This is a genomic window from Streptomyces sp. TRD_SC_5, assembly GCF_056836825.1.
In genome coordinates this window covers 2,092,110-2,115,007 of sequence record NZ_JBWZZS010000001.1, presented here as the reverse complement: position 1 = coordinate 2,115,007, position 22,898 = coordinate 2,092,110, and the positions used below count along the sequence as shown (strand labels likewise).

The following is a 22,898-nucleotide window of genomic DNA, read 5'->3' as shown; positions in this document are numbered from 1 at the left end:
CCGACGGAGTGGCAGTCACCGAGTTTGCTGTACGTCCTGGTGTCACAGGTCGATGATGGGCGGGCACGGTATCGCGGTAACAGGCCATGGCGTGGCCACGCTTGGCCACGTAGCGGCCACGGCCGGAAGCGCGAGTGATGACACCTCAGACTGAGTCCATGAGCCGCAACGATGCACTCCGCGCTGCCCGACTCCGGCGTGGGTGGCGAAGTATCGAGGCCGCGGCCGCAGCCCTCCAGGCACACGGCCAGAAGCTGCTCGACGACCCGCACTTCACTGTCTCCGCCAGGACATGGCGCCGGTGGGAAGGCGGCCGCCCAGGGTGGCCGGCGGAGGAGACCTCGATCGTCATCCATGACGCGCTCGGGCGCTGGCCCGAAGACCTCGGGTTCACCTCGCCGCCGGGGTGGATCCGCCCCGAGCACCACCAAGTGGACGATGTGAACCGTCGAGCGTTCGTCTCTGTCACCGCCGCCGCGCTCGTTGCAGGACCGGTCGCGCCTCAGCACGTTGACCCTGCGCTGATCGACTACTTCCAGCAGCAGTTGGAGGGCCACTACCGGGCAGACATGCTCCTCGGCCCGCACGATCTGATCGGCACGGTGTCCGCGCAGTACCAGCTGATCGACAAGCTGACCCGGTCGGCGACTGGCGAGACCCGTCGGGGTCTGCTCCGTGTCGGCGCCGCCTACGCCGCTCTCGTCGGCTGGCTGTACCAAGACGCCGGCGACATGGACGGCGCCGCCTTCTGGCGTGGGGTCACGCAGGAGATCGCAATGCGGTCGCGCGACCCGCACTTGATCGGATACTCGCTCGTCAACCAGGCGCAGGTGCGCACCGACCTCGGTGACGGGCACGCGGTCGTCGACCTGTGCGAGGCCGCTCTGGATGATGCTGGGAGGCTGCTGCCGAAGGTGAGGATCATGGCTATGCAGCAGCAGGCCCACGGGGCCAGCCTCACCCAAGACCGGACTGCCGTCGACCAGCTGATCGACGACGCTGCCGGGCTGCTCGCCCGTGTCGACGACGACTTGCCGTGGGGCAACGCCTGTCGGCGGACGCCCGGCTACCTCGAAGTCCAGCGAGCCACCTGCTACGGGCGCCTCGGCCTCGGGGCGGAAGCCGGGGCGCTCTGGGGTCAGGTCCTCCAAGTCGTGCCGGAGACCGCACGCCGTGACCGCGGGGTGTACCTCGCCCGGCATGCAACGGCCGCCGCCACCGCGCGCGAGCCCGATCAGGCTGTGGAGATCGCGTGGCAGGTGGCACAGATCGCCGTCGAGACCCGGTCGGCTCGGATGCTTCGGGAGCTGCGCAGCCTGGAGCGGGCGATGCGGCCGTGGCAGGATGCCCCGATCGGCCAGGAACTGGAGGAGTTGCTGGCCCCGGTGACCGAGAGGGGATGACGTGGCGCAGGGATTGGTACCGCTGACGGACCAGGAGATAGCGGAGCGCCTGGAGCAGCTGCCCGGCTGGGAGCAGGTGGGGAATGAGATCACCCGCCGGTACGACATTCGGTATCACGCGGGCGTGGCAGTGATCGTGCACGTGGCGGACCGCGAGCGCCGGATCCAGCACCACGCGGACATCGACCTGCGGATCGACCATCTACGGTTCGGCATCACCACGCACGACGCGGGCCACGTGCTGACAGCAGCGGACTTCGACTTGGCCGCCCGGATCGACGCGATTGTCGCGGCGCACCAGGCCATCCCACTCGACTGACCCGGACGCAAGGCGGCGCCCCCTTTTGCCCCGAGGGCAAGAGGGGGCGCGGTTGTTCACGGGTACTGGCGGCGGCAGGGAGCCAGCCCGGCGGATCGCGAGCTAGCGGGTGGCGGGTCCGGGTTGGGAGGGCTGTTCTTGCAAAACGCCGCGGGCTTGCGTCGGGCCCTGGAACGTGAAGTGGTACTTCACGGACCTGGCGGCCCAGCGCTCCTCGGTCCTGGCCAGCTCATGGCCGTGGCGCAGGGCGAGGCGCCAGGGGCTCGCCGGTTCCGACGACGGCTCCGGACAACAGCATCGCCGCCACTGTCGCGGACAGAATCTCGGAGGCGGCCCCGGGTGGTGGGCTATGTTGAGCGTCAGTGGGACGAGAGGGAGGCACGTCGGTGCCATCAAGGCAGCAGGCACGCGCGCAGGCGTCTGCGATCACGCCGGGGAGGCAGTCTCCGGGCGTGGAGGCGTCTCCCACGGACCGGGTTCGGGCCCTGTTCGGCGGCCATCGGCTGTCCCCCGCGCAGCGGCGCATCGCCCAGTACATCGTCGATCACCTCACCGAGGCCGCGTTTTTGTCGATCACGGATCTGGCTGAACGGGTGGGGGTGAGCCAGCCGTCCGTGACGCGTTTCGCGGCCTCCCTGGGGTTCAGCGGGTTCCCCGCGCTGCGGGAGGCCCTGCAGCCCATCGCGCTCAGCTCCGTCGCCGGCTCCCCGGACACCCGGGAGGAAATCCGCCGCAATGAGCTGCAGGCAGCCGTCGATGCCGAGATCGAGAACCTGGAGAGTCTGCGGCGTGCCCTTGCCGACCCCGGGCGGGTGCTCGACATCGGCCGGGAGTTGGCCCGGTCCGTGCCTCTGACGGTTCTGGGGCTGCGGATCTCCGTGTCCTTGGCGGAGTACTTCGCCTACGCGGCGCGGCGGATTCACCCCGACGTGCGGCTGGTGACCCGTGGGGGCAGCGTCGCGTACGACGCGCTCCTCCAGTCGCGGGAGGCGGGCGGGACGTGGGTGGTGGCGTTCGCGATGCCCCGGCATGCCAACGAGACCCTGGCCGCGATGCAGGCCGCCCGCAGCACAGGGCTGCGCGTCGCGCTGATCACCGATCTGACGCTGGGGTCGCTCGTCGACGAAGCCGACGTGGCGCTCACCGCCGGCACCGGGTCCCGCCTCGTCTTCGACTCCTACTCGGCGCCCGGCGTCCTGTCCGCAGCCGTCCTCCAGGCCATGGCCGATGCCGATCCCGTGCGTACGCAGGCACGGCTCGAGGGGTACGAGCAGGTCGCGGAGCAGCACAATTTCTTTCTCGAGGACTGACCCGGACTGCCCCCGGGCGCCCCGACCGGGCCCGGTGCGTCGTTACGGAGCGTGGTCTTTCACGGCACCCAGGGTATGAATTTTTTCATGCCCTTGCTTACTCGGCGGTATATATGTTTACTGCGCGTGTGGCGTCAGAGCCTCTGCGCATCACATAAGTGGACACCCACGAGCGGCGCACTCCTCCTCACGTCGCCAACGGGTGTTCCCGCAGGCAGTCCGCTTTCCTCGGCGGACGCCTCCCTGGCGGTCCCGGTCTACCCCTGGGCCGGGACCGCCGCAATTCTTCCCGGCACCCTGCGGTCGGGGTCCCAGCCCATCACCCCGCCGGAGCGACGACGATGTCCCAGGCACTCTCGACGACCAGCCCCGACTGGCCGTGTCAGGTCAAGGCCCCCGGCAGTCACGACTGGGAACGCACGGCGGCCCGGTGGCTGCGGGATCTCCTGCCGGCCCGTTACGCCGGATACTCGACGCTCACCCGCCACCCCGTCCTCCTCGGCCGCCACGCGCAGCTCCAGGTGGAGCACGAGATCCGTGCCGTGCGGGTCGCGCTTCGGACCTGCCGGGCGGAACTGCCCACCCTCGGCGTCTCCGAGACGGTCATCGAGGGCACCATCAAGCTGTACGCCGTCGAGCTGGAGCAGCTCAACCGCCTTGCCCGCGCGGTCCGGCTCATCACCGAAGCGCTGCTCGCAGGCACCGGCGCCGGGCGTGGTGGATCGGGCCGCTGAGCGGGAACCGTGCCAACGAGGGGGGTACGGGGATACCGTCGTCTTATGTGCCGCAGTATCAAGACCCTCCGTCCGCCCGTCCTCCCCGAAGAGGCCACCGACGAGGAGATCGGCGCGGCTGCCTTGCAGTACGTGCGTAAGGTCTCCGGGTTCCGGGCGCCCGCCGCTCACAACCGCGAGGTCTTCGACCAGGCCGTCGCGGAGGTGACCGAGGCGACCCGGAAGCTGCTCGCCGGGATCGAAGTGCGGGGAGCGGGACGCGTACGAGAAGTACGACCCGTGGCCCAGCAGAAGGCCTAAGGCGCGGCCGGCGCCGGGGCCGGGCGGCGTACGAACAGGGCCGCCAGCGAGCCCGCCACGAACAGCGCCAGCAGCGAGACCGCCGCCGCCAGCCACGTCGCGCCCAGCCACTGGCCGCCGAGGTAGCCGAGGCCGACGCTGTAGCCGGCCCAGGCCATGCCGGCCAGGGCCGACCACGGCAGGAACTCCTTCACCTTGCGGTGCGCGGCCCCCGCCCCCAGGGAGACGACGGAGCGGCCCGCCGGAGCGAAGCGGGCGATGACGACGAGGATGCCGCCGCCGCGGCTGAGCGCGGTGCCGAGACGTTCCTGCGCGGTGGTCAGGCGGCGCGAGCGGGCAATGGCCCGGTCGATGCGCTCGCCGCCGCGCCAGGCCAGCCGGTACGCGACGAAGTCGCCCAGTACGGACGCGGTCGTCGCGCACGCCAGCAGCGCGAGGATGTCGGGCACCTGGTGCGCCACCTCGCCGGCGGCCACGGCGGTCGTGGTGCCCGCCGCCGCGGCGGTGGCGGCCGTGATCACCAGTACTCCGCTGGGGAGGACCGGCAGGAAGACGTCCATGACCACGGAGATCGCGACCACCGCGTAGATCCATGGGCTGCCGGTCAGCGCCCCCACACTTTCGAACAACGTGACTCCCCGGTTCGTAACAACGCCGCGACGTCGCAGGGGAGCGGCAGGGGCGGCAGTACAGCCATACAGCGTACGCCTGTCATATCGGCGGAGATCGTCAGGGGCCCGGCGTTGTTGGACATGTCACGTTCAATGCGCTGCCGGGAATACGGTCGGGAATACGGTCGGGAATACGGTCGGGAATACGGGCGGGAATACTGCCGGGATACGCGAGCGACACGCGCGGGACGAAGGCCCCTCAGGTCGCCGTCCGGTCCGTCGGTGCCGAGCTGAGGGCCGCGGCCGTACGTACCGTCACCGCCGCCCGCAGCGCCGCGCGCGCCACCGCGTCCGCGTCCGTCAGCGTCACCGAGTCGACGCCTGGCCTGGCGCCCGCCGCCGTCACCCAGTGCACACCCTCGGTCGGCACCCCGAACGCGAACCGCCGTGGATGCGCCCGTCCCTGACTGTCGATCAGGCGGTACGGGCGGGCGGTGACGTCCAGTCCGCCCGTCTCGTACCCGTCGACCGTGTGCGGGCGGCACTGGCCGGTCTTCAGGAGCCGTGCGAGGAGTTCGTCCGACGTACGCCGCAGATCGGGCTCCGGCAGCCGGGCCTCGATCAGGGTCCTGGCCGTGACCTCCGAGCCCGCTATGTCGGGGGACCGGGCGACGAAGGCGTCGCGCCCGGTCTCCACCGTCATTCGCGGGCCGATCACGTCCAGTACGCCCGCCTCGATCAGCGCCGTCATCTCCTCGATCCTGCGGCGCGGCGGCCCGATGGAGAGAAAGGCGTTCAGCGGTGTGTACCAGCGGTCGAGGTGGTCACGGCGCGAGGCGCCCGGCAGCCCGGCGTGGTCCACTATCTGCCGCAGTTCGTTGCGCAGGTCGCGCAGCACGTCGAGGGCCGCCTTGCGCGGGCCCGCGACATTGCCCAGCGCCGCGTGCGCCGCGTCCCGCCGCAGGTGACGCAGCAGCCAGGCGCGGTGGTCCGCCGGGTCGCGGAAGGTGTGTCCGGTGTACGGGCGGGCGGTCAGGTCCCAGCACCAGCGTTCCCCGTGCGGTACGCCGAACTCGCGCAGTACGTCCGCCTCCTGGGCACTGCGGTGCGCCGCGGCGAGGAAACGCCCGCGAAAGCCGGTGCCCCGGGCGGTGGCTTGCGCGCCGAGCAGTACCTCGTAATAGACCGTCTCCACCTCCTTCGCGACCAGCGGCCATATCTCGGCCAGGAAGTCGGGCGGATCGCCCGCGTCCGCGCGGGCGCGGAAGGCCGCGATCACGCCGGGCGTGAGCAGCAGCGGCTGGTGTCTGCCGTACGGGCCCTTCGCGTTGTCGCCGCGCGCCTGGTGCGGTACGCCGCGCCGTGACCCCGCGTACAGGCGCGGTTCGCGGCCCGACGGATGGTAGACGAGGCCGCCGCCGGGGGCCTGGGTGAACGTTCCGCCGCGCCCCGCTGTCAGCAGCGCCATGTGGTCGAAGAAGTTGAGGCCGAGGCCGCGCAGCAGGACCGGTTCGCCGGGCGCGAGGGCGGAGAGATCGAGGTCGGCGGGGTTCGCGGGCGGCAGGTGGCGCAGGCCGTGGCGGGCTGCGTAGGAGGCGAGGCGCGACTCGGGCTCGTCCGGGTGCACCGGCAGATGGCCCTGGGCCAGGACGACCGCGCTCAGGCCGGTCAGGGTCTCACCGTTGTCGAGGGTGAGTGTCTGGGTGGAGCCGGGGCCGTGGGGCGCGTCCTGGAGGCTTACGGCCCGCGCCGCGTGCACGCGCACGGTCACCGACTCCGGTGCGCCGCCCACCACTTGGCGGAACACCCACTCCAGGTAGCGGCCGTAGCAGGCGCGGGTCGGGTAGTCGTCGGGGCCGAGCGCCGCCTTGCCGGCCGGGGACTCGCCGCCCTGGGAGGCGGCCCACTCGTACAGGCTCGGCCCCGGGCGGATCGGGCCCTCGCAGGCGACGCTCGCGTCGGTGAAGAGCGTGACCTGCGACGCGACCGTGTTCATCAGCAGCTCGGCGGGCTGTCCGGTACGCCAGACCTGGCCCGCCCCCGGCGGGGCGGGGTCGACGACATGCACGGTCAGCCTGGTGTCCGGTGCCAGGGCGGGCACGGAGGCGCAGAGCCTTTCGAGCACGCTGGTGCCTCGGGGGCCGGCGCCCACGACAGCGAGGGCATGGTGCACTGCGGACAAAGCGGTGACTCCCGGGGCGGGCGTGGTGTGGGGGCGCTGGAAGCTGAGGGTCCGCATCATCATGCCGGTGGAGTGCGGGAAGTCGTAGCCCTGTCAGGCAGGATCTCCGTCGCTGTGGGAAGGATCACGGGGCGGCCGCAGGGGTGCCCGCGGGGTTCGGCGGTTCGGTCACGGGCGGCCCGCGTAGTCGGGATCCAGGTCCGCCAGCTCCCTCTCCAGTACGGTCGCGAGCGCCGCGCTCCCGCCCCTCCTCGCCCGCGCCTGGTCCAGCCGCAGTACCGCCGACCGGCCGCCCATCGTCAGCGTCATCAGCTGGTTGCCGAACCACGGGCCCGACGTCTTCCGCCAGCCGATGCGCGGCTCCGCCACCCGCCCGTGCCGCGCCAGGAAGCGGCCGAGGCGCCGCCCCGTTCTGCTCCAGCCGAAGCGGAACCCGAGCCGGATCGAGGCGGGGATGCTGTTGTGCACGGGGGAGCAGGTCAGTTGGAGCACCCGCGCCGCCGGGCCGGTCCCGCCGTGCCAGTCCGGTTCGGCGACGTACGCGTGATGCACATCGCCGGACAGTACGCACACCGTCGCCGGCGCCGCGGGACCCGAACCCGCCTCGGCGATCAGGTCCGTCAGCTGCGCGAAGGACGCCGGGAACGCCGCCCAGTGCTCCAGGTCCGATCTCCGGCGCACATCCTCGCCGAAGCGCGCCCAGCGCCCGCCCGGACCGCCCCGTTCACCCCGGCACAGCGCCGCGTTCCAGCCCTCCGCGTCATGAATGAGCGGCGGCAGCAGCCAGGGGAGCGAGGTCCCGATCAGCAGGTGGTCGTACGAGCCGGGGTCCTCCAGCGCCTGCTCGCGCAGCCACCGCGCCTCGGTGTCGTCGAGCATCGCGCGCCGGTCCTCCTCCAGGACGCGGCCCGCCCGCGTGTCGACCATCAGCAGTCGCACCCGGCCGAAGTCGCGCCGGTAGCTCCAGCGCACACTGGCCGGTTCGACGTCGGCCCGCGCGGAGAACTGCCGCAGCAGCTCCGTCCCGTCCGGGACCGCCCGTACGGCCGCGTACAGCGCGTCGGCCGCCAGCTCGGCCGGTGAGAGATTGCCCAGGTGCTGGTAGACCCAGTACGACATCAGGCCGCTGAGGATGCGCTCCCGCCACCACGGGGTGGCGCGCATCTCAGCCACCCACGCCGCGCTGGTGTTCCAGTCGTCTATGACGTCGTGGTCGTCGAAGACCATGCAGCTGGGAACGGTGGAGAGCAGCCATCGCACCTGCGGGTCCAGCCAGGACTCGTAGTACAGGCGGGTGTACTCCTCGTAGTCCGCGACCTCCGCGCCCGGCGGCTCGCGCAGGTCGCGGCGCGCGGCCAGCCAGCTGCGCGTCGCCTTCGACGTCTCGTCGGCGTACACCTGGTCGCCGAGCAGGAGCAGCACGTCGGGGCGTGTCGCCGTGGGATCGGCCGCGAGGCTCGTGGCGAGCGTGTCCAGGGCATCCGGGCCAATGGGGTCGTGCTCGGCCTCGGCGGGCGCGGCCCAGCGGCAGGAGCCGAAGGAGACGCGTACCTCCTCGGTGGCCGAGGCGGGCGTACGGATGGTGCTCGGCGGGAAGCGGGAGCCTTCCAGGGGCCACACCCGCCGCCCGTCGAGCAGCACCTCGTACGCCGTCTCCGAGCCGGGGCGCAGCCCGGCCACGGTGACCAGCGCGTAGTGGTGCCCGGCGATCTGGAACGTACGGGACGAACCGCCCGCACCGCCCTCGGCACCCGCGCCGTCGCCGCACCGCACCTCGGCCGTGCACGGCCGGTCCGCCTCGACCCAGACGGTCGCGGTGTCACCGGCCTCGCGGTCGACGTACCGCAGCAGTGGTCCCAGCCGAAGCCCGGCCATAAGTCGCCCTCCTCAGTCGCCCCCGTACGGTACGGAACGACGGAGGGGGATGGCGAGGTTCCTGCGTCACCGGTCCTGGTTCCGGTCAGCGGTCCCGGCCGGTGGTCCCGGTCAGCAGTTGTTGAGCACGCCCTGGAGCGCGCTCTTCTCGGCGGAGTCCACGGTCAGCTTCCAGTGGTGCTTCACGTGCACCCACATCCGGGCGTACACGCAGCGGTAGGAGGTGCGCGGCGGCAGCCACTCCGCCGGGTCCAGGTCGCTCTTGGCCTGATTGACGTTGTCGGTGACGGCGATGAGCTGCGGGCGCGTGAGGTCGTTGGCGAAGGACTGGCGCTGGGCGGTCGTCCAGCCGCTCGCGCCGGAGCGCCAGGCCTCGGCGAGCGCCACGACGTGGTCGATGTCGACGTCGGACGCGGCCTGCCAAGTGGCGCCGTCGTACTCGGAGTACCAACTGCCGCTCACGGCCGCGCAGCCGGAGTCCTGCTGGACGTTCGTACCGTCGCGCTTGAGGACGACCTCGCGGGTGTTGCAGGCGCCCGACTGGGTGACCCAGTGCGGGAACTTGTCGCGGCTGTAACCGGTGGACGAGCCCTCGGCGCGTTCGGTCAGCTGACCGAGGTACGTGCGGGCCGTGGCGGCGCTCACGGGGGTGGGCGGGGCGGCCTGGGCGGTGGGGGCGGTGAGCAGGACGCTCGTGCCGGTGAGGGCGACGGACGCGGTGAGGACGGCTATTCGGCGCACTGCTCGACGCGCGTAGACACCTGACATGCGAACTCCTTGAGGGGTGGGGGGGCTGGACCGAGACCTGGAAGGCGCTGCCCGTCACCGGGCTCGGTCATCGTGGCGGCGCCAGGTTGCCGGGGGATGGGCGCCAGGTAACAGCGTGACGACATGGGCACGTCACATCAAGAGTTCTGACGTTCCGACACTGTTCCTCCACCGCCCTAGAGTTGAGCGGTGCCCGCCCCGCCAGCGAGACCCCTCGCCGCCGAAGCCCAGGTCCTGCTGCCCGTCGACCTCACGCTCTGGGCGGTCCTCGCCGTGCTGCTCGCGGTCGCGGTGACCGTCGTCGCCTGGGCCCGCCTCTCCGACGACGGATCGCGCGGCCGGGCCCGTTCCGTCGCCACCGCCGGACTGCGGGCCGCCGTCCAGCTGGCCGCCGTGTCGCTGCTGATCGGCTGGGTCGTACGCTCCGGATGGCTGCTGCTCGCGTTCCTCGCCCTGATGTACGCCGTCGCCGTACGCACCGCCGGACGCCGCGTCACCCCCAACGCCACCTGGTGGTGGGCCGCCCCGCCGATCGCCGCCGGCGTCTTCCCCGTCGTCGCCGCGCTCCTGCTCACCGGGCTCGTACCGCCCGACGGCATCGCGCTCGTCCCCGTCACCGGCATCCTCATCGGCGGTGCGCTCACCGCGACCGTGCTGGGCGGGCGCCGCGCGCTCGACGAGCTCGCGACGCGGTACGGGGAGGTGGAGGCGGGCATGGCGCTCGGCCTCCTCGACCGCGACGCCAGGCTGGAGATCGCCCGCCCCGCCGCCTCCGACGCGCTGCTGCCCGGCCTCGACCAGACCCGGACGGTGGGCCTGGTCACACTGCCGGGCGCCTTCGTCGGGATGCTGCTGGGCGGGGCGTCGCCGCTGCTCGCCGGGGTGGTGCAGCTGTTCGTACTGGTCGCGCTGCTCGCGGTGCAGGCGGTCGCGGTCGCGACGGTGCTGGAACTGGTGGCGCGGGGGCGGCTGCACCGGGAGGAGGGGGACGAGGGGCAGGGGGCGCGGGACCAAGGACCCTGACCGGGCCCGGAGCCGGTCGCGTACCCTGTTCGGAGCAGAAGGGGAGTAGCTCTTCGCCGGACCGTCGACATACTGCTGAGCACGCCTCAGCCGGCGCCCGGAGGCGGACAGGAATCCAGCAGGAATCCGGCCCGCCAGCGAGACCTTCGGCCGCAGTGTTGTTGTCTTTTACGACGCTGCCGTGCCGAAGCGACCCCTGATTCACGCAGGTTTCTCTCGGTGCGGGCAGCCCGACCGATTGAGGAACCCAACCCCCATGATCAGTTTCACCATCATGGCGATCACCTTCGGCACCGTCTTCCTCGCCGAACTTCCCGACAAGACCGCCCTGGCCGGTCTCATGCTCGGCACCCGCTACCGCGCGTCGTACGTCTTCGCGGGTGTCGCCGCCGCCTTCGCCGTCCACGTGGGCCTCGCCATCGCGGCGGGCAGCGTACTGACCCTGCTGCCGCACCGGCTGGTGCAGGCGGTCGTGGGCGTCCTCTTCCTCGCGGGCGCGCTGGTGCTGCTCTTCAAGAAGGACGACGGCGAGGAGGAGGTCAAGGCCCCCGCCGACCAGTCCTTCTGGAAGGTCTCGGGCGCGGGCTTCATGCTCATCCTGGTCGCGGAGTTCGGCGACCTCACGCAGATCATGACGGCCACCCTGGCGGCCCGCTACGACAACCCGGTGTCCGTGGGCATCGGCGCGGTGCTGGCCCTGTGGGCGGTCGCGGGCATCGGCATCGTGGGCGGCCGCACGCTCATGAAGTACGTACCCCTGAGCCTGATCACGAAGGTGGCGGCGGCGCTGATGCTGGCGCTGGCGGCGTTCAGCTTCTACGAGGCGGTCGCGGGCTGACCGCTCGCACCGACGAGTGGTGGAACGGCTGACCTCTCGGCTCAGGTCCGCCCCCGGCACGGCGCCTGCGCGGTACCTCCGGTGGCGGCGCTTTGTGTGCGCCTCTTCGCGGATGCTGGTCGACTGGGTGGCGGGGACGGCAGTAGACCAGAGAGGCAATTCACCATGGCGGTCATCGTTGTGCACGAGCTTCCGGGAGCCACCCAGGCTCAGTACGAGCAGGTCACGAACACCTTGACCGGTGGGCGCGGCACGGTGAGGTCCAGCTCCGACTGGCCGGTACCGGGCTTGATCTCGCATGTCGCCGGACCCACTCCCGGCGGGTGGCTCGTGGTGGACGTCTGGGAATCCGCGCAGGCATTCGAGCAGTTCGCGGAGACACTTGTGCCGTTGGCGCGTGAGGCCGGGCTCCCGGACGTCGAGCCGAAGGTGTACGAGGCCGTCAACGTGGTGACCGCCTAGGTCTCAGGCGGTGATGTGCAGCCGTACCGAGCCGTCGGGCAGGGCCTCGATCCGTACCTGCGAGAGGTCGTTCACGTGCACCGTCGGGGCGTGGACGGCCGCGCGCGGTCCCACGCCCACCACGCGCATCCCGGCCGCCCTGCCCGCCGTGATGCCGGCCTCCGAGTCCTCGAAGACGACACAGTCGGCCGGGGCGTGGCCGAGCTCCGCCGCGCCCTTCAGGAAGCCCTCGGGGTCCGGCTTGCTCGCGCCCACCAGCTCGGCGGTGACGCGGGTGACCGGCATCGGCAGGCCGGCGGCCGTCATGCGGGCCTGGGCCAGGGCCTCGTCGGCCGAGGTGACCAGGGCGTGCGGGAGGCCGGCCAGGGCGGCCATGAAAGCGGGGGCGCCGGGGACCGGCACGACGCCGTCGACGTCGGCGGTCTCCTGGGCGAGCAGCTCGCGGTTGTCGGCGTGGTTCTGCTCGACGGGCCGGTCCGGGAGGAGCACGGCCATGGTGGCGTACCCCTGGCGGCCGTGCACGACCTTGAGGGCCGCCTCCGGGTCCAGGCCGTGCGCGGCGGCCCAGCGGCGCCAGACGCGCTCCACGACGGCGTCGGAATCGACCAGCGTGCCGTCCATGTCCAGGAGGAGCGCGTTGGCGTTCAGAACGGTGGTGGCTGCCGGCATCGGCGTACTCCAGAGCGCGGAAGAAGAGACAAGCGGCCCCGCCCGCCGGTCAGGGAAAACGAGCGGGAGCCACTTTGTTCCACCACGATACAAAACGAACCGGGGTAGCGCCACCCCACCCCCCTCATGCCCTCCCTCACGGCATCGGCAAGGCCTCCGCGACCGCGGGCGGAGAGGGCTTGGGCCTGCGCGGTTCGCGCACGCCGGAGGGCGGCGGTCCGCCGTCGGGACCGTGCCAGGTGCCGGCGGTACGGCGGCGGAGCAGCCGGAAGATCAGCAGTAAGGGAAGGAGGGGAAGCAGTGGCAGGGCCAGCAGCAGCCAGTTCTTGTTCATCCTTTGACGGTCCGCCCGTGGAGGTGCGAACGCCATAGCCCGTCAGGGCCCGTTCGAGGCAGGGCCCGTCTCAGGGCTCCCGCGTCTCCGCCTCCAGCGCGCGACGGGTGTTGGGGCCGTAGGTGCCCGAGGGGTCTCCCTGGATGCCCTTGTACGACTGGTACGTACGCACGGCGTCCTCCACCCGGTCGTTGTAGCGACCGTTCTCCGGGCCGTTGTAGAGCCAGACCTGCGCCAGCCTGTTCTGCAGCTCCGCGACCTCGGGCCCCCGGTCGCCCCGGCTCAGTACGGCGCCGGCGGCGGGTTCGGGCGACTGCTCCACCGTTCCGGTCGCCTGCGCGGTGGAGGGCGGCGCCGACGAGACCGGCGCGGCCGGCTTCGACGAGCGGGGAGTCGCGCTCGCCGACTCGGTGGCCGAGCGCGACGGAGAGGCGGACGGCGACGCGGACGAGGACGCCGACGCGGAGCCGGAAGCGGCCGACGCCGACGCGGATGCCGACGGCGACGCGGACGGCGATCCCGCGCCGGACTCCGACGCGGACGCGTCGGGGTCGTCGCTCGCGCTCGGCGCACTCGTCACCGTGTCCGGAAGCGCACGATCCCGCTCCTCGCCCCCGGAGAACAGCCCGCCCGCGAACGCCGCCGTGCCCACGACCGCGACGGCCGCCGCACCCACCGCGAGCCACAGCGCCGGCCCCTTGCGCCGTGCCCGGTCGGATACGGGCGGCTCCTCACCGAAGCCGTACCCGACATCGACACCGACCCCGGGCGGCGGCCCCGGCTGCGGTACGGCGCCCATGACGGCGGTCGCGCCCTCAGCAGGGCCGCTCCCCGCCTCGCACCCGCTCTCCGGGCCCCTCACCACCCCGAGCGCCACCGTCGCCGCGGCGTCACCCGGCCCCTCGCGCTCACCCTCACGCCCGGCGTCCTCAAGCCCGGCGTCCTCATGCCCGGCCTCCGCGTACGCCGGCGGCACCGCTCCGTCGTCCCCGCCGCCCGTCTCGGAGCCCCGCAGCGTCACGTACGGCCGTATCCGCAGCGGATGGAAGTCCTCCGCCGCCGCGACCTCGGCCGAGCGTTCGGCCCGTACTGCCTGTGCAGCCCGCTCCGCGCACCGGCACCCGGGTCTGCCGTCGTCGGACGCGGCACCCCGGTCCGTACCGCACTCGGGACATATGTGTCCGTTCACCGTGGGTCCCCTCCCTCGAACTGCCAGCGATTATGCAGACCGGCCGACCCGATGCACAGCGGGGTCCCGGCTCGGCAGGCCATATCGGTCCACAACGATCAGGATGGAAGGGTGCACGACTCCCAGGGGACCCGAGGAGTAGTCCATGGCCCAGCAACCGAGCGGCGCTCCCGCCGCGGCCCCGGCCGCCGGCCCCGGCGCAACCCCGGGCGACAGCCGACGGAGCGTTCTCGTAGCCATCGGAGCGCTGCTGCTCGGCATGCTGCTCGCCGCGCTCGACCAGACCATCGTCTCCACCGCCCTGCCGACGATCGTCAGCGAACTCGGCGGCATGGAGCACCTGTCCTGGGTCGTCACGGCGTACATGCTCGCCGCGACCGCCGCCACGCCCCTGTGGGGCAAGCTCGGTGACCAGTACGGTCGCAAAAAGCTCTTCCAGGCCGCGATCGTCATCTTCCTGATCGGCTCCGCGCTGTGCGGCGTCGCACAGGACATGTCGCAGCTCATCGGCTTCCGCGCGATCCAGGGACTGGGCGGCGGCGGCCTCATGGTGCTGTCGATGGCGATCGTCGGCGACCTCGTACCGCCGCGCGAACGCGGAAAGTACCAGGGCCTGTTCGGCGCGGTCTTCGGTGCGACGAGCGTCCTCGGACCGCTCCTCGGCGGGCTCTTCACGGAGCACCTCAGCTGGCGCTGGGTCTTCTACATCAACCTGCCGATCGGCGTCGTCGCTCTCCTCGTGATCGCCGCCGTACTGCACATCCCGGTCGGCTCCTCCCGCCACACCATCGACTACCTCGGCACCGCCCTCATCGCCTCGGTCGCCGTCTGCCTCGTCCTCGTCGCCTCTCTCGGCGGTACCACCTGGGCCTGGGGCTCGGCGCAGATCATCGGTCTTGCGGTCCTCGGCGCCGTGCTGCTCGTCTGGTTCGTCCGGGTCGAGCGGAAAGCCGCCGAGCCGGTCCTTCCCCTGAAGCTCTTCAAGCTCCGTACGTTCACGCTCGTCGCGGTCATCAGCTTCATCGTCGGCTTCGCCATGTTCGGCGCGATGGTCTACCTGCCGACGTTCCTCCAGGTCGTCCAGGGCGTCACGCCCACCATGTCCGGCGTGCACATGCTGCCGATGGTGCTCGGCATGCTGCTCACCTCCACCGCGTCCGGCCAGATCGTCAGCCGTACGGGCCGCTGGAAGGTCTTCCCCATCGCCGGTACGGGCATCACCGCCCTCGGCCTGCTCCTCCTGCACCAGCTGACCGAGACCACCGGCACCTGGGAGATGAGCGCCTTCTTCTTCGTCTTCGGCGCCGGACTAGGCCTGGTCATGCAGGTGCTGGTGCTCGTCGCGCAGAACGCCGTCGGGTACGAGGACCTCGGCGTCGCCACCTCCGGCGCGACCTTCTTCCGCTCCATCGGCGCGTCCTTCGGCGTCGCCGTCTTCGGCACCGTCTTCACCAACCGGCTGATCGACAAGCTCGGCGACGCCCTCAGCGGCGAGCAGCTGCCACCCGGCATCGGCCCCGACCAGGTCGCCGCCGACCCGCGGGACATCGCCCTGCTGCCGCCGGGACTGCGCCCTTCGGTGCTGCACGCGTACTCCACATCCATCACCGATGTCTTCCTCTACGCCTCGCCCGTCGTGCTCATCGCCTTCGTGATCGCCTGGTTCCTCAGGGAGGACAAGCTGCGCAGGTCGGTGACGGCGCCCGACGCGGGCCAGACGCTCGCGTCCAACCCGGTCGAGCGTTCCTCGTACGACGAATGCGTCCGAGCCCTGTCGGTGCTCGCCTCGCGGGAGGGGCGCCGCAAGATCTACGAACGGATCACCGCGAAGGCGGGCTACGACCTGCTGCCCGCGGCGAGCTGGCTGCTGCTGCGCATCAAGCGCGCGGGCTCGGTCGAACCCGCCCGGCTCGCCGACGTCACGCCGGTTCCGCTGCGGGTCATCACCGACGCGTCCCGGCAGGTGGAGGAGCGCGGACTCGCCCGGCGCGAAGGCATGCAACTGGTGCTGACGGACAAGGGGACGGCGGTCGCGGCGAAGCTGGCCAAGGCCCGCGAGGAGTCTTTGGCGGAGTTGCTCGGCGACTGGTGGGGGCCCGACCGGCCGACCGATCTGATCAAGCTGGTCGAGCAGTTGAGCGCCGAGGTGAGCGGCTCCGACGAGGACCGTCCGTACACGCGGGGGCCCATGCCCGACCACCACCGGTGAGGCGAGTTCTGAAGTGCTGCCTCGTCACAGCGACTTGGCGAACCAGTGCTCGGCGTACGGGCCCTGATTGAACGCCGGAACCTCCACATACCCGTGCCTGGCGTACAGCGCGCGTGCTTCCACCAGGTCGGCGCGAGTGTCCAGCCGGATCTGCTCGACGCCGAGATCGCGGGCCGCTGCCTCTGTCGCGGCCAGCAGGAGCGCGCCGCCGCCGCTGCCGCGGAAGGCGGGGCGGACGTACACCCGCGTCAGCTCGGCGGTGTCCGGGTCCACCACGCGCAGACCGGCGCAGGCCGCGGGCGCGCCGTCGTACCGGCCCACGACGAACTCGCCCGTGGGCGGTACGAGGCGCTCGACGCCGTCGTCGGTGAGCCCCTCGTCGATCTCCCGCGCCGTCGCGGGGCGCCCCCAGTAACGGCTGGCCACCTCGTCGTAGTAGTCGCGGCGCAGGGCCGTCGACTCGGGGGTGTCGTAGCGCTCGGGGGACGCGTTCCAGTTCATGGTCATGTCTGTACCGGAGCGCTCGGCCGTTTGACCAACGGATTACTGGCAACCCGCAGCGTGACAAAACGTTGACAGACCGAGAACCGGGAAGGCAGCCATGTCCACAGTCTGGATCATCGCCCTGATAGCGGTGGTCGTCATTCTCCTCGTCGCCGTGTTCCTCGTCGCCGGACCGGGCCGGGGCGGTGGCGGGCGCGGGCTGAAGAGGCGGTTCGGTCCCGAGTACGAGCGGGTCGTCGCCCACCACGACGGTGACACCAAAGCGGCTGAGCGCGAGCTCGACGAGCGCGTGAAGCGGCACGGGTCGCTGGAACTGAGGCCGCTGACCCCCGAGACACGTGAGCAGTACGTCGCCCGCTGGGCGGGCGTCCAGGAGCAGTTCGTCGACTCCCCGCAGCACGCCGTCGCCGAGGCCGACCGGCTGCTGGCGCGGCTCGCGGCCGACCGGGGCTTCCCGGCCGACGGGCAGTACGACGAGCAGGTCTCCGCGCTCTCCGTGCACCACGCGGACAAGGTGCAGGGTTACCGCAGGGTGCACCGCGCGGCGAACACCGAAAGCAGTACGGAGCAGATGCGCGAGGCCATGCTCGACGCGCGTGAGCTCTTCGAGACGCTGGTCACCGCCAAGCCGGCGGACAGCGGCAAGCACCGTCCGCAGCACTCCGACGACCGCCACGGCCGTTCGCACAGCCCGTGGTCGCTGGGCAAGGGCCACCACCCGAAGGGAAGTGGCGCGTAATGACGTACGACGCCGAATCCCGGGCAACCGGGCCGGGCCCGGTCCCGACCCCCGAATCCAGCTCCCCGGCCACCTCGGCCGCCGGCTCCGAGACCAGCGCTCCGACCACCTCGGCGCGTGTCGCCGAGGGCGCATCGGCGGGCACCTCCGCGGGCACCTCGGCCGAGCACGGCCTGATCCCGCAGGGTGAGCGCGACAAGCTGGCGCTGCGCCTCCAGCAGGCCGTCAACACCTTCGTGGACGGCCCCCGGCGCGCGGTCGAAGAGGCCGACAGCGTCTTCGACGACGCCGCCCGCTGTCTGACCGACGCCGTGGCCGAACGGCGCGGCTCCCTCCGCTCGGCCTGGGCGGCCGAGGACCACGAGGCCGAGACGGAGGAACTGCGGGTCGCCCTGCGGACGTACCGCGAGGCGACGGAGCGCCTGCTGCGGATGTGAGGGACGGGCCGAACAGGTCAGCCGTTCTTCGGGCCGGCCTGCTGGACCACCTCGAACGACCACAGCGTGGAGCCGGAGGCGGCGGGCTTGGGACGCTCGCCGCCTTCACCCGCGCCCGGACCCTGGTGTGCGGCCTTCATGGGCCCTTCCATCCACGCCTGGAACGACGCCTCGTCGGCCCACCGGGTGTAGACGAGGTACTGGTCGGTCCCCTCGACCGGCCGCAGCAGCTCGAACCACTCGAAGCCGTCGGAGTTCTCCACGGACCCGGCCCGCGCCGAGAACCGCTTCTCCAGTACCTCACGCTGCTCGGCCGGCACACTCAGCACATTGATCTTCACGATACTCATGGGCCCATCCTGCCGTACGAAGCCCGCAGTTGATCGAGCCGCCCAAGCGTGCCGCGTGCCGAGTCCGCCGCACTCCCCGCCCCTGTGATCCATCTCGCGCCCCGATGGTGGAACGGGAATCGCGGGAGCGATGTCCTTCGGACAAAACCGGGTGACAGACAGGCAAACCGGGGGTTGCCTGCGTCTTGTGCACGGGTCAGTGCGAGGCTCTACGCACCCTGCACGCGGGTGCGGGAACAGGTGGGGGAGGGTCGGCGCGAAGTGGCGGATGCGGAGCGGGGCGCGGCGGGCGGCGCCGCCGGGGCGATGGGTGCCGGAAACGCCGGAAACAGGGTCGCGGCTGCGCGGATCGCCCTGTGGGCCGTCGTGGCCGCACTGGCCGTGCGGCAGATCGCGATGCTGCTGCGAACGCCGCCGGGCGAGCGTCTGACCGACCTGGAGATCTGGATCGGCGACCGGGGCGTACTGCACGTGGCGGGCTCGCTCTACGACACCGACCGGTTCATCGGTACGCCGTTCGCCGGTCTCGTCCTGAAACCCCTGGCCCGCTCGGCCGAGCAGAGCCTCGGCGTCGCCTGGACCTTCGGCACGCTGCTGCTCGTCGCAGTCCTGGGCGCGGTCGTCGCCCGCGCACTGCCGGGGCCTGTCTCCCGGCGCACCGCGCTGCTGGCCGCGCCCGTCGCCATCAGCCTGCTGATGCTGTCGCTGCCCGTCCGCAATACGCTCCACCTGGGCCAGACCAGCGTCATCCCCGTCCTCTTCGTCCTCCTCGGCTGCTTCCAGGCGCGCGGGGAACGCAGCTCCGGCGTCCTCATCGGCATCGCCGCCGCCCTCCAGCCCACCGTGCTGCTGTTCGCGCCCCTGCTGTGGCTGACGGGCCGCAGACGCGCCGCGCTCACCACGGGCGCCACCTTCGCCTCCTGCTCGGCGCTGGCGTGGGCCGCGCTGCCGCAGGACTCGTGGACGTACTGGGTGCACCATGTGGCCGGTGCCGGGCTCGGGGCGCGGCCCGACAGCCTCGCCAACCAGTCCCTGCACGGCGCGTTGCTCCGGTTCGGCCTCGAGGGACCGCTGGAGATCGCGCTCTTCCTGCTCCTGGGCGCGACCGTCGTCGTACTCGGACTGCGGCGCGCCGTCCGTTACGCCCAGGACGGCCAGCTGCTCCTCGCCGTCGCCCTGACCGGCTGCGCCGCCGTCGCCGTGTCGCCGACGGCCTGGCAGCACCAGTTGCTGTGGGTGCTGCTCGCGGTGGTCGGCCGGGTCGGCAAGCGGGCCTCGGACCGGATGGTGTGGCCGGCGGCCGTCGTCCTGGTGATGACGCTGCCGGGCACGATGCTGCTCCCGAACGTCGGGCCGCTCATCCCGATCCGCGACAACGCGCTGCTGGTGGCGGCGCTCGCGGCGGCCTGCGCGGTGCCCTTTGTGTCGCGTACCTCGCCGTACTGGCTCCAGCCCCTGCCCACCGACTACGCGAAACCCGTAGCGGGCCGCTGGAGCCAAGTGCCGCTGCTGCCGTTCTGGAGACGGGTTCTCACCCGCCCGAACCTGCTGCTCGAACTCCTGCTCATCCGCGCCGGTTACTCCGCCTACTCGCAGGTCCGCACCGCCGCGACGGGCGGACGCGCCGCCGCCGAGGAGCACGCCCGGCAGATCATCTCGGTGGAGCAGTTCCTGCACATCGACATCGAGCGCTGGATCAACCACGCGGTGGCGAAGGCGGACTGGCTGGAATCCTTCTTCAACTTCTACTACTCCTCCTTCCACTTCCTCGTACCGCTGGCGATCCTCGGCCTGCTGTACGCCCGCCGCCCCGCCGACTACCGCTGGGCCCGCAGCTCGCTCGGCTTCGCGACCGTCCTCGCGCTGGCCGGCTTCTGGCTCTACCCACTGGCCCCGCCGCGCCTGATGCCGGGCCTCGACTACATCGACACCATTCACGGTCCGCAGGACCTGGCGAGCCCCGAGTACGGCGCCCTGACCGCCCTGACCAACCAGTACGCGGCGATGCCCTCGCTCCACTTCGGCTGGTCGCTGTGGTGCGGCCTGGTGGTGGTACTGATCGCGCCGAAACTGTGGATGAAGCTGCTGGGCCTGCTCCACCCGCTCTTCACGGTGTGCGCGATCGTCGCCACCGCCAACCACTGGGTGCTGGACGCGGTCGGCGGGGCGGCGGTGGTCGTGGCGGGCTTCGGTCTGACGTACGTCCTGGCCGGCCCGCGAAAGCTTCTTCAGCCCGCGTCGGCCGAGCGCGAACCGTCACTCCCCAGCGCGGATGTGTGCGCGGGCAGGGAGATCCCGGCGGGCAGGGCGGGATCCGGCTCCGGTACGCCGAAGTAGGTACGCCGAGGTAGGTGCCCATCGGCACGACCCCGGCCCCCGTGGGGCGGCGGGCGTAGTCCCACTGGCCGGGCGCGCAGTGCTCGGTGAGGACCCGCAGGTTCGAAGACGGAGCGCGCGAGGACCAGCCCGTGGACTTGGGTGACGGTGACGCAGACGGTGGCGCCGGGCGCGGGTCCGCCCGGTCACGGTCAGCTGCTGATTCCGTTCCGCGGAGCTCATTTCTCCACCGATGCGGTCCAGTTGATCTGTCGACTCGACTATTTCAGTCGGTCCTCCTGGCGGGCCACGGAAATCGGGAGGTTCTGCGCAGGTGCCGGCGGCAAAGGCGAACCGGGACCGGTCGCGTGACGTTCGGTGGTTACCATGGCCAAGGCTCAGCGGATCATCGTCGTCAACTTCCTACTGCCTGCCACCAGATGACGACTCCGCTGCCGTCAGCCCCCCGCACACCGTCTGAGGGACCGCGCTATGACAATGCCCGCCGCCGCCCGCCCGCGCCGTGCACTCCAACGGCGCCCGCCCTGGACCGTGTCGGCGGCCGGCCTGGCCGTGGCCGGCGCGGCCGGTGGCGCCGTGGTGGCGCTGGCCCCGGACACGGCACACTCCTGGGTGCTCGGGACGGTCGTCGCCGCCGGCCTGTGCGTCGTGGGGCTCGTCGTCACCGCCGCGGTAGTGGCCAGCCGGCTCGCCGCCGTGCGGCGCGCCGCCCACGAGGAGCAGGCCGCCCTGCGCGAGCGAATAGCCCGGAGCACCGGGGACACCGCGCACCTGGTGAACATCACGCTGCCGCAGATGGTCCAGCGCCTGCGCGACGGCTCGGACGCCTTCGACGCCCTGGCCTCCGCCCAGCGGCCGGCCGACCCCCAGCTGGAAAGCCTCCTGCGCATCTTCACCACCGAGCTCGGTGAGGCGGCCCGCCGCACGGCAGAGGCGGAAGCCGCCCGCGAGGACGCCGTACAGCTACTGCGCCGGGGTACGGACGACCTGGAGCGCCTGACGGCCACCGCCCTGCCCACCGCCGTGGCGGCGCTGCGCCGGGGCGCCTCCGCCGACACGGTCCTGGCCGGCCTGGACATGCCCGGCGAGGAGCGGTTGCGCGCACTGCTGGAGCAGATGGTGCGGGAACTCGGCGTCAGCGAGCGGCGCGCGGCCGCCGCACAGGCCGCCAGCGCCAAGGCGCTGGGCCGCGTACAAGCCAGGGCCGTCAGCATGCTGGCCGACCTGCGTGACATGCAGGACCGGCACGGCGCCGACGTGTTCAGCGACCTGCTCAAGCTGGACCACAGCACCTCACAGCTCGGGCTGCTCACCGACCGCCTGGCCATCCTGATGGGCGGCCGGGCGAGCCGCGCCTGGAACAAGCCGATCGTCATGGAAAGCATCCTGCGGGGCGCGGTCGGCCGTATCGCGGACTTCCGAAGGGTGCGGCTGCACTCCGCCAGCACCGTCGCGATCGCCGGGTTCGCGGCCGAGGGCGTCATGCACCTGCTGGCCGAACTGATGGACAACGCCGCCAACTTCTCGCCGCCCATCGACGAGGTCCACGTGTACGTGGAGGAGCGCAGCGCGGGCATCGTGGTCACCATCGAGGACAGCGGCCTGCGGATGGCCGACGCCGCGATGCGCCGCGCCGTGGAAGCCGTCTCCGGCAAGTCGACCGACCTGTCGACGCTGCAGGGCACCCGGCTCGGCCTGGCGGTGGTCGGGATCCTGGCCGCGAAGTACGGCATCTCCGTGAACTACCGGCCCTCGTCCCGGGGCGGCACCGGCGTGGTGGTGCTGCTCCCCCCGCAGCTGATGGCCCAGCAGCGCGGCCCGGTGCCGGTGCAGCCGCGTGCGACCGCGGTGGCGGCGACGCACACGCGGACAGCTCCGGTGGCCGAGACGCAGACGCGTGCGGCCGCGCAGGAGACCCCCGCGCCCGAGCCCTCGCACGCCCTCCCGCCGCTGCCCGCGCGCGCCGCCGTCGCCCCCAACGCCGCAGACGGCCCCGCATCCCCGCCCGCTGTCCCGCCCCTGCCCGCGCGCGCCGACGCCCCCGGCCAGGCGGCGACCGCCGGCGGCCTGCCCGTACGGCCGCCCGGGCGCACGATGGCCGCCGCCGACCGGGGACGCCCCGCGGCCGAGGCCGACGACGAACCGCACACCCCGCCCGCCCCGCCCGCGCGCAACCCCGGGGCGAGCTTCGGCGCCTTCCACCAGTCACAGCGCCGCAAGGACCCACGCCCACCCGCCTGAGCACCACCGTGCTCAACTCCGCGCGCTGCCGCCCCCGCAGGCGGCCGACCCCCTCACCTGACCA

Annotated in this window: 22 protein-coding genes; 13 read left to right on the top strand and 9 right to left on the bottom strand. The window is 72.1% G+C overall.

Annotated features, from left to right (window positions below):
• Nucleotides 1–158 precede the first annotated feature (158 nt).
• The 5 genes from AC1P0E_RS09715 to AC1P0E_RS09695 all read left to right on the top strand — a co-directional run bounded on the left by AC1P0E_RS09715 (nt 159) and on the right by AC1P0E_RS09695 (nt 4,066).
• A complete protein-coding gene (locus AC1P0E_RS09715; protein WP_482741764.1) occupies nt 159–1,403 on the top strand; it encodes an NsdA family TPR-like regulatory protein in 1,245 nt (414 codons plus the stop codon).
• A gap of 1 nt (nt 1,404) precedes the next feature.
• Nucleotides 1,405–1,722: a 4a-hydroxytetrahydrobiopterin dehydratase gene (locus AC1P0E_RS09710; RefSeq protein ID WP_482741763.1), complete on the top strand. Its 318-nt coding sequence runs from the start codon at nt 1,405–1,407 to the stop codon at nt 1,720–1,722.
• Between the two features lie 386 nt (nt 1,723–2,108).
• The gene (locus AC1P0E_RS09705; RefSeq protein WP_482741762.1) at nt 2,109–3,032 is read left to right on the top strand and encodes a MurR/RpiR family transcriptional regulator; all 924 of its coding nucleotides are present in this window, start codon (nt 2,109–2,111) and stop codon (nt 3,030–3,032) included.
• A 341-nt stretch (nt 3,033–3,373) separates the two neighbouring features.
• Complete coding sequence (locus AC1P0E_RS09700; protein ID WP_482741761.1) at nt 3,374–3,766, top strand: hypothetical protein; 393 nt, start codon at nt 3,374–3,376, stop codon at nt 3,764–3,766.
• Nucleotides 3,767–3,811: 45 nt separating this feature from the next.
• Nucleotides 3,812–4,066 carry a DUF2277 domain-containing protein gene (locus AC1P0E_RS09695; protein ID WP_482741760.1) on the top strand — a complete coding sequence of 85 codons (255 nt, stop codon included), beginning with the start codon at nt 3,812–3,814 and terminating at the stop codon, nt 4,064–4,066.
• Here the strand turns inward: AC1P0E_RS09695 and AC1P0E_RS09690 are convergent.
• The 4 genes from AC1P0E_RS09690 to AC1P0E_RS09675 form a co-directional block, all read right to left on the bottom strand.
• Entirely contained in the window at nt 4,063–4,695 is a 633-nt protein-coding gene (locus AC1P0E_RS09690; RefSeq protein WP_482741759.1) for a DedA family protein, read from the bottom strand. The genes AC1P0E_RS09695 and AC1P0E_RS09690 overlap by 4 nt on opposite strands.
• A 241-nt stretch (nt 4,696–4,936) precedes the next feature.
• Nucleotides 4,937–6,916 (bottom strand): FAD/NAD(P)-binding protein, encoded by a 1,980-nt coding sequence (locus AC1P0E_RS09685; RefSeq protein ID WP_482745706.1) that lies wholly within the window; start codon nt 6,914–6,916, stop codon nt 4,937–4,939.
• Nucleotides 6,917–7,027: 111 nt separating this feature from the next.
• Nucleotides 7,028–8,734 (bottom strand): alkaline phosphatase D family protein, encoded by a 1,707-nt coding sequence (locus tag AC1P0E_RS09680; protein ID WP_482741758.1) that lies wholly within the window; start codon nt 8,732–8,734, stop codon nt 7,028–7,030.
• Between the two features lie 111 nt (nt 8,735–8,845).
• A complete protein-coding gene (locus AC1P0E_RS09675; RefSeq protein WP_482741757.1) occupies nt 8,846–9,502 on the bottom strand; it encodes an HNH endonuclease family protein in 657 nt (218 codons plus the stop codon).
• A 189-nt stretch (nt 9,503–9,691) separates the two neighbouring features.
• Between AC1P0E_RS09675 and AC1P0E_RS09670 the strand changes: the two genes are divergently transcribed.
• The 3 genes from AC1P0E_RS09670 (at nt 9,692) to AC1P0E_RS09660 (ending at nt 11,825) form a co-directional block, all read left to right on the top strand.
• Nucleotides 9,692–10,525 (top strand): ABC transporter permease, encoded by an 834-nt coding sequence (locus AC1P0E_RS09670; RefSeq protein ID WP_482741756.1) that lies wholly within the window; start codon nt 9,692–9,694, stop codon nt 10,523–10,525.
• Nucleotides 10,526–10,781: 256 nt separating this feature from the next.
• Nucleotides 10,782–11,363, top strand: coding sequence for a TMEM165/GDT1 family protein (locus AC1P0E_RS09665; protein WP_482741755.1), 582 nt, complete (start codon nt 10,782–10,784; stop codon nt 11,361–11,363).
• Nucleotides 11,364–11,528: 165 nt separating this feature from the next.
• Nucleotides 11,529–11,825 carry a hypothetical protein gene (locus tag AC1P0E_RS09660; RefSeq protein ID WP_482741754.1) on the top strand — a complete coding sequence of 99 codons (297 nt, stop codon included), beginning with the start codon at nt 11,529–11,531 and terminating at the stop codon, nt 11,823–11,825.
• Between the two features lie 3 nt (nt 11,826–11,828).
• On the opposite strand, the gene AC1P0E_RS09655 is transcribed toward AC1P0E_RS09660, so the two are convergent.
• The 3 genes from AC1P0E_RS09655 to AC1P0E_RS09645 all read right to left on the bottom strand — a co-directional run bounded on the left by AC1P0E_RS09655 (nt 11,829) and on the right by AC1P0E_RS09645 (nt 14,017).
• Nucleotides 11,829–12,494: an HAD-IA family hydrolase gene (locus AC1P0E_RS09655; protein WP_482741753.1), complete on the bottom strand. Its 666-nt coding sequence runs from the start codon at nt 12,492–12,494 to the stop codon at nt 11,829–11,831.
• 136 nt (nt 12,495–12,630) lie between these two features.
• A complete protein-coding gene (locus AC1P0E_RS09650) occupies nt 12,631–12,828 on the bottom strand; it encodes a hypothetical protein (protein WP_482741752.1) in 198 nt (65 codons plus the stop codon).
• A 70-nt stretch (nt 12,829–12,898) separates the two neighbouring features.
• The gene (locus AC1P0E_RS09645) at nt 12,899–14,017 is read right to left on the bottom strand and encodes a peptidoglycan-binding domain-containing protein (protein WP_482741751.1); all 1,119 of its coding nucleotides are present in this window, start codon (nt 14,015–14,017) and stop codon (nt 12,899–12,901) included.
• A gap of 145 nt (nt 14,018–14,162) precedes the next feature.
• Between AC1P0E_RS09645 and AC1P0E_RS09640 the strand changes: the two genes are divergently transcribed.
• Nucleotides 14,163–16,226 carry an MDR family MFS transporter gene (locus tag AC1P0E_RS09640; protein ID WP_482741750.1) on the top strand — a complete coding sequence of 688 codons (2,064 nt, stop codon included), beginning with the start codon at nt 14,163–14,165 and terminating at the stop codon, nt 16,224–16,226.
• A 24-nt stretch (nt 16,227–16,250) separates the two neighbouring features.
• Here the strand turns inward: AC1P0E_RS09640 and AC1P0E_RS09635 are convergent, their stop codons facing one another.
• Nucleotides 16,251–16,727, bottom strand: a complete 477-nt coding sequence (locus AC1P0E_RS09635; RefSeq protein ID WP_482745705.1) for a GNAT family N-acetyltransferase — start codon at nt 16,725–16,727, stop codon at nt 16,251–16,253.
• 100 nt (nt 16,728–16,827) lie between these two features.
• Here AC1P0E_RS09635 and AC1P0E_RS09630 point away from each other — a divergent pair, with 100 nt between their 5' ends.
• Together AC1P0E_RS09630 and AC1P0E_RS09625 are read left to right on the top strand one after the other, a co-directional pair.
• Nucleotides 16,828–17,469 (top strand): hypothetical protein, encoded by a 642-nt coding sequence (locus AC1P0E_RS09630; protein WP_482741749.1) that lies wholly within the window; start codon nt 16,828–16,830, stop codon nt 17,467–17,469.
• Complete coding sequence (locus AC1P0E_RS09625; protein WP_482741748.1) at nt 17,469–17,906, top strand: hypothetical protein; 438 nt, start codon at nt 17,469–17,471, stop codon at nt 17,904–17,906. The genes AC1P0E_RS09630 and AC1P0E_RS09625 overlap by 1 nt, the downstream gene beginning before the upstream one ends.
• A 17-nt stretch (nt 17,907–17,923) precedes the next feature.
• On the opposite strand, the gene AC1P0E_RS09620 is transcribed toward AC1P0E_RS09625, so the two are convergent.
• The gene (locus AC1P0E_RS09620; protein ID WP_482741747.1) at nt 17,924–18,256 is read right to left on the bottom strand and encodes an antibiotic biosynthesis monooxygenase family protein; all 333 of its coding nucleotides are present in this window, start codon (nt 18,254–18,256) and stop codon (nt 17,924–17,926) included.
• Between the two features lie 306 nt (nt 18,257–18,562).
• On the opposite strand from AC1P0E_RS09620, the gene AC1P0E_RS09615 reads away from it, so the two are divergent.
• Both AC1P0E_RS09615 and AC1P0E_RS09610 read left to right on the top strand, forming a co-directional pair.
• Nucleotides 18,563–20,593, top strand: a complete 2,031-nt coding sequence (locus AC1P0E_RS09615) for a bifunctional glycosyltransferase 87/phosphatase PAP2 family protein (RefSeq protein WP_482745704.1) — start codon at nt 18,563–18,565, stop codon at nt 20,591–20,593.
• A 471-nt stretch (nt 20,594–21,064) separates the two neighbouring features.
• Nucleotides 21,065–22,834 carry an ATP-binding protein gene (locus AC1P0E_RS09610; protein WP_482741746.1) on the top strand — a complete coding sequence of 590 codons (1,770 nt, stop codon included), beginning with the start codon at nt 21,065–21,067 and terminating at the stop codon, nt 22,832–22,834.
• The last annotated feature ends 64 nt before the right edge of the window (nt 22,835–22,898 follow it).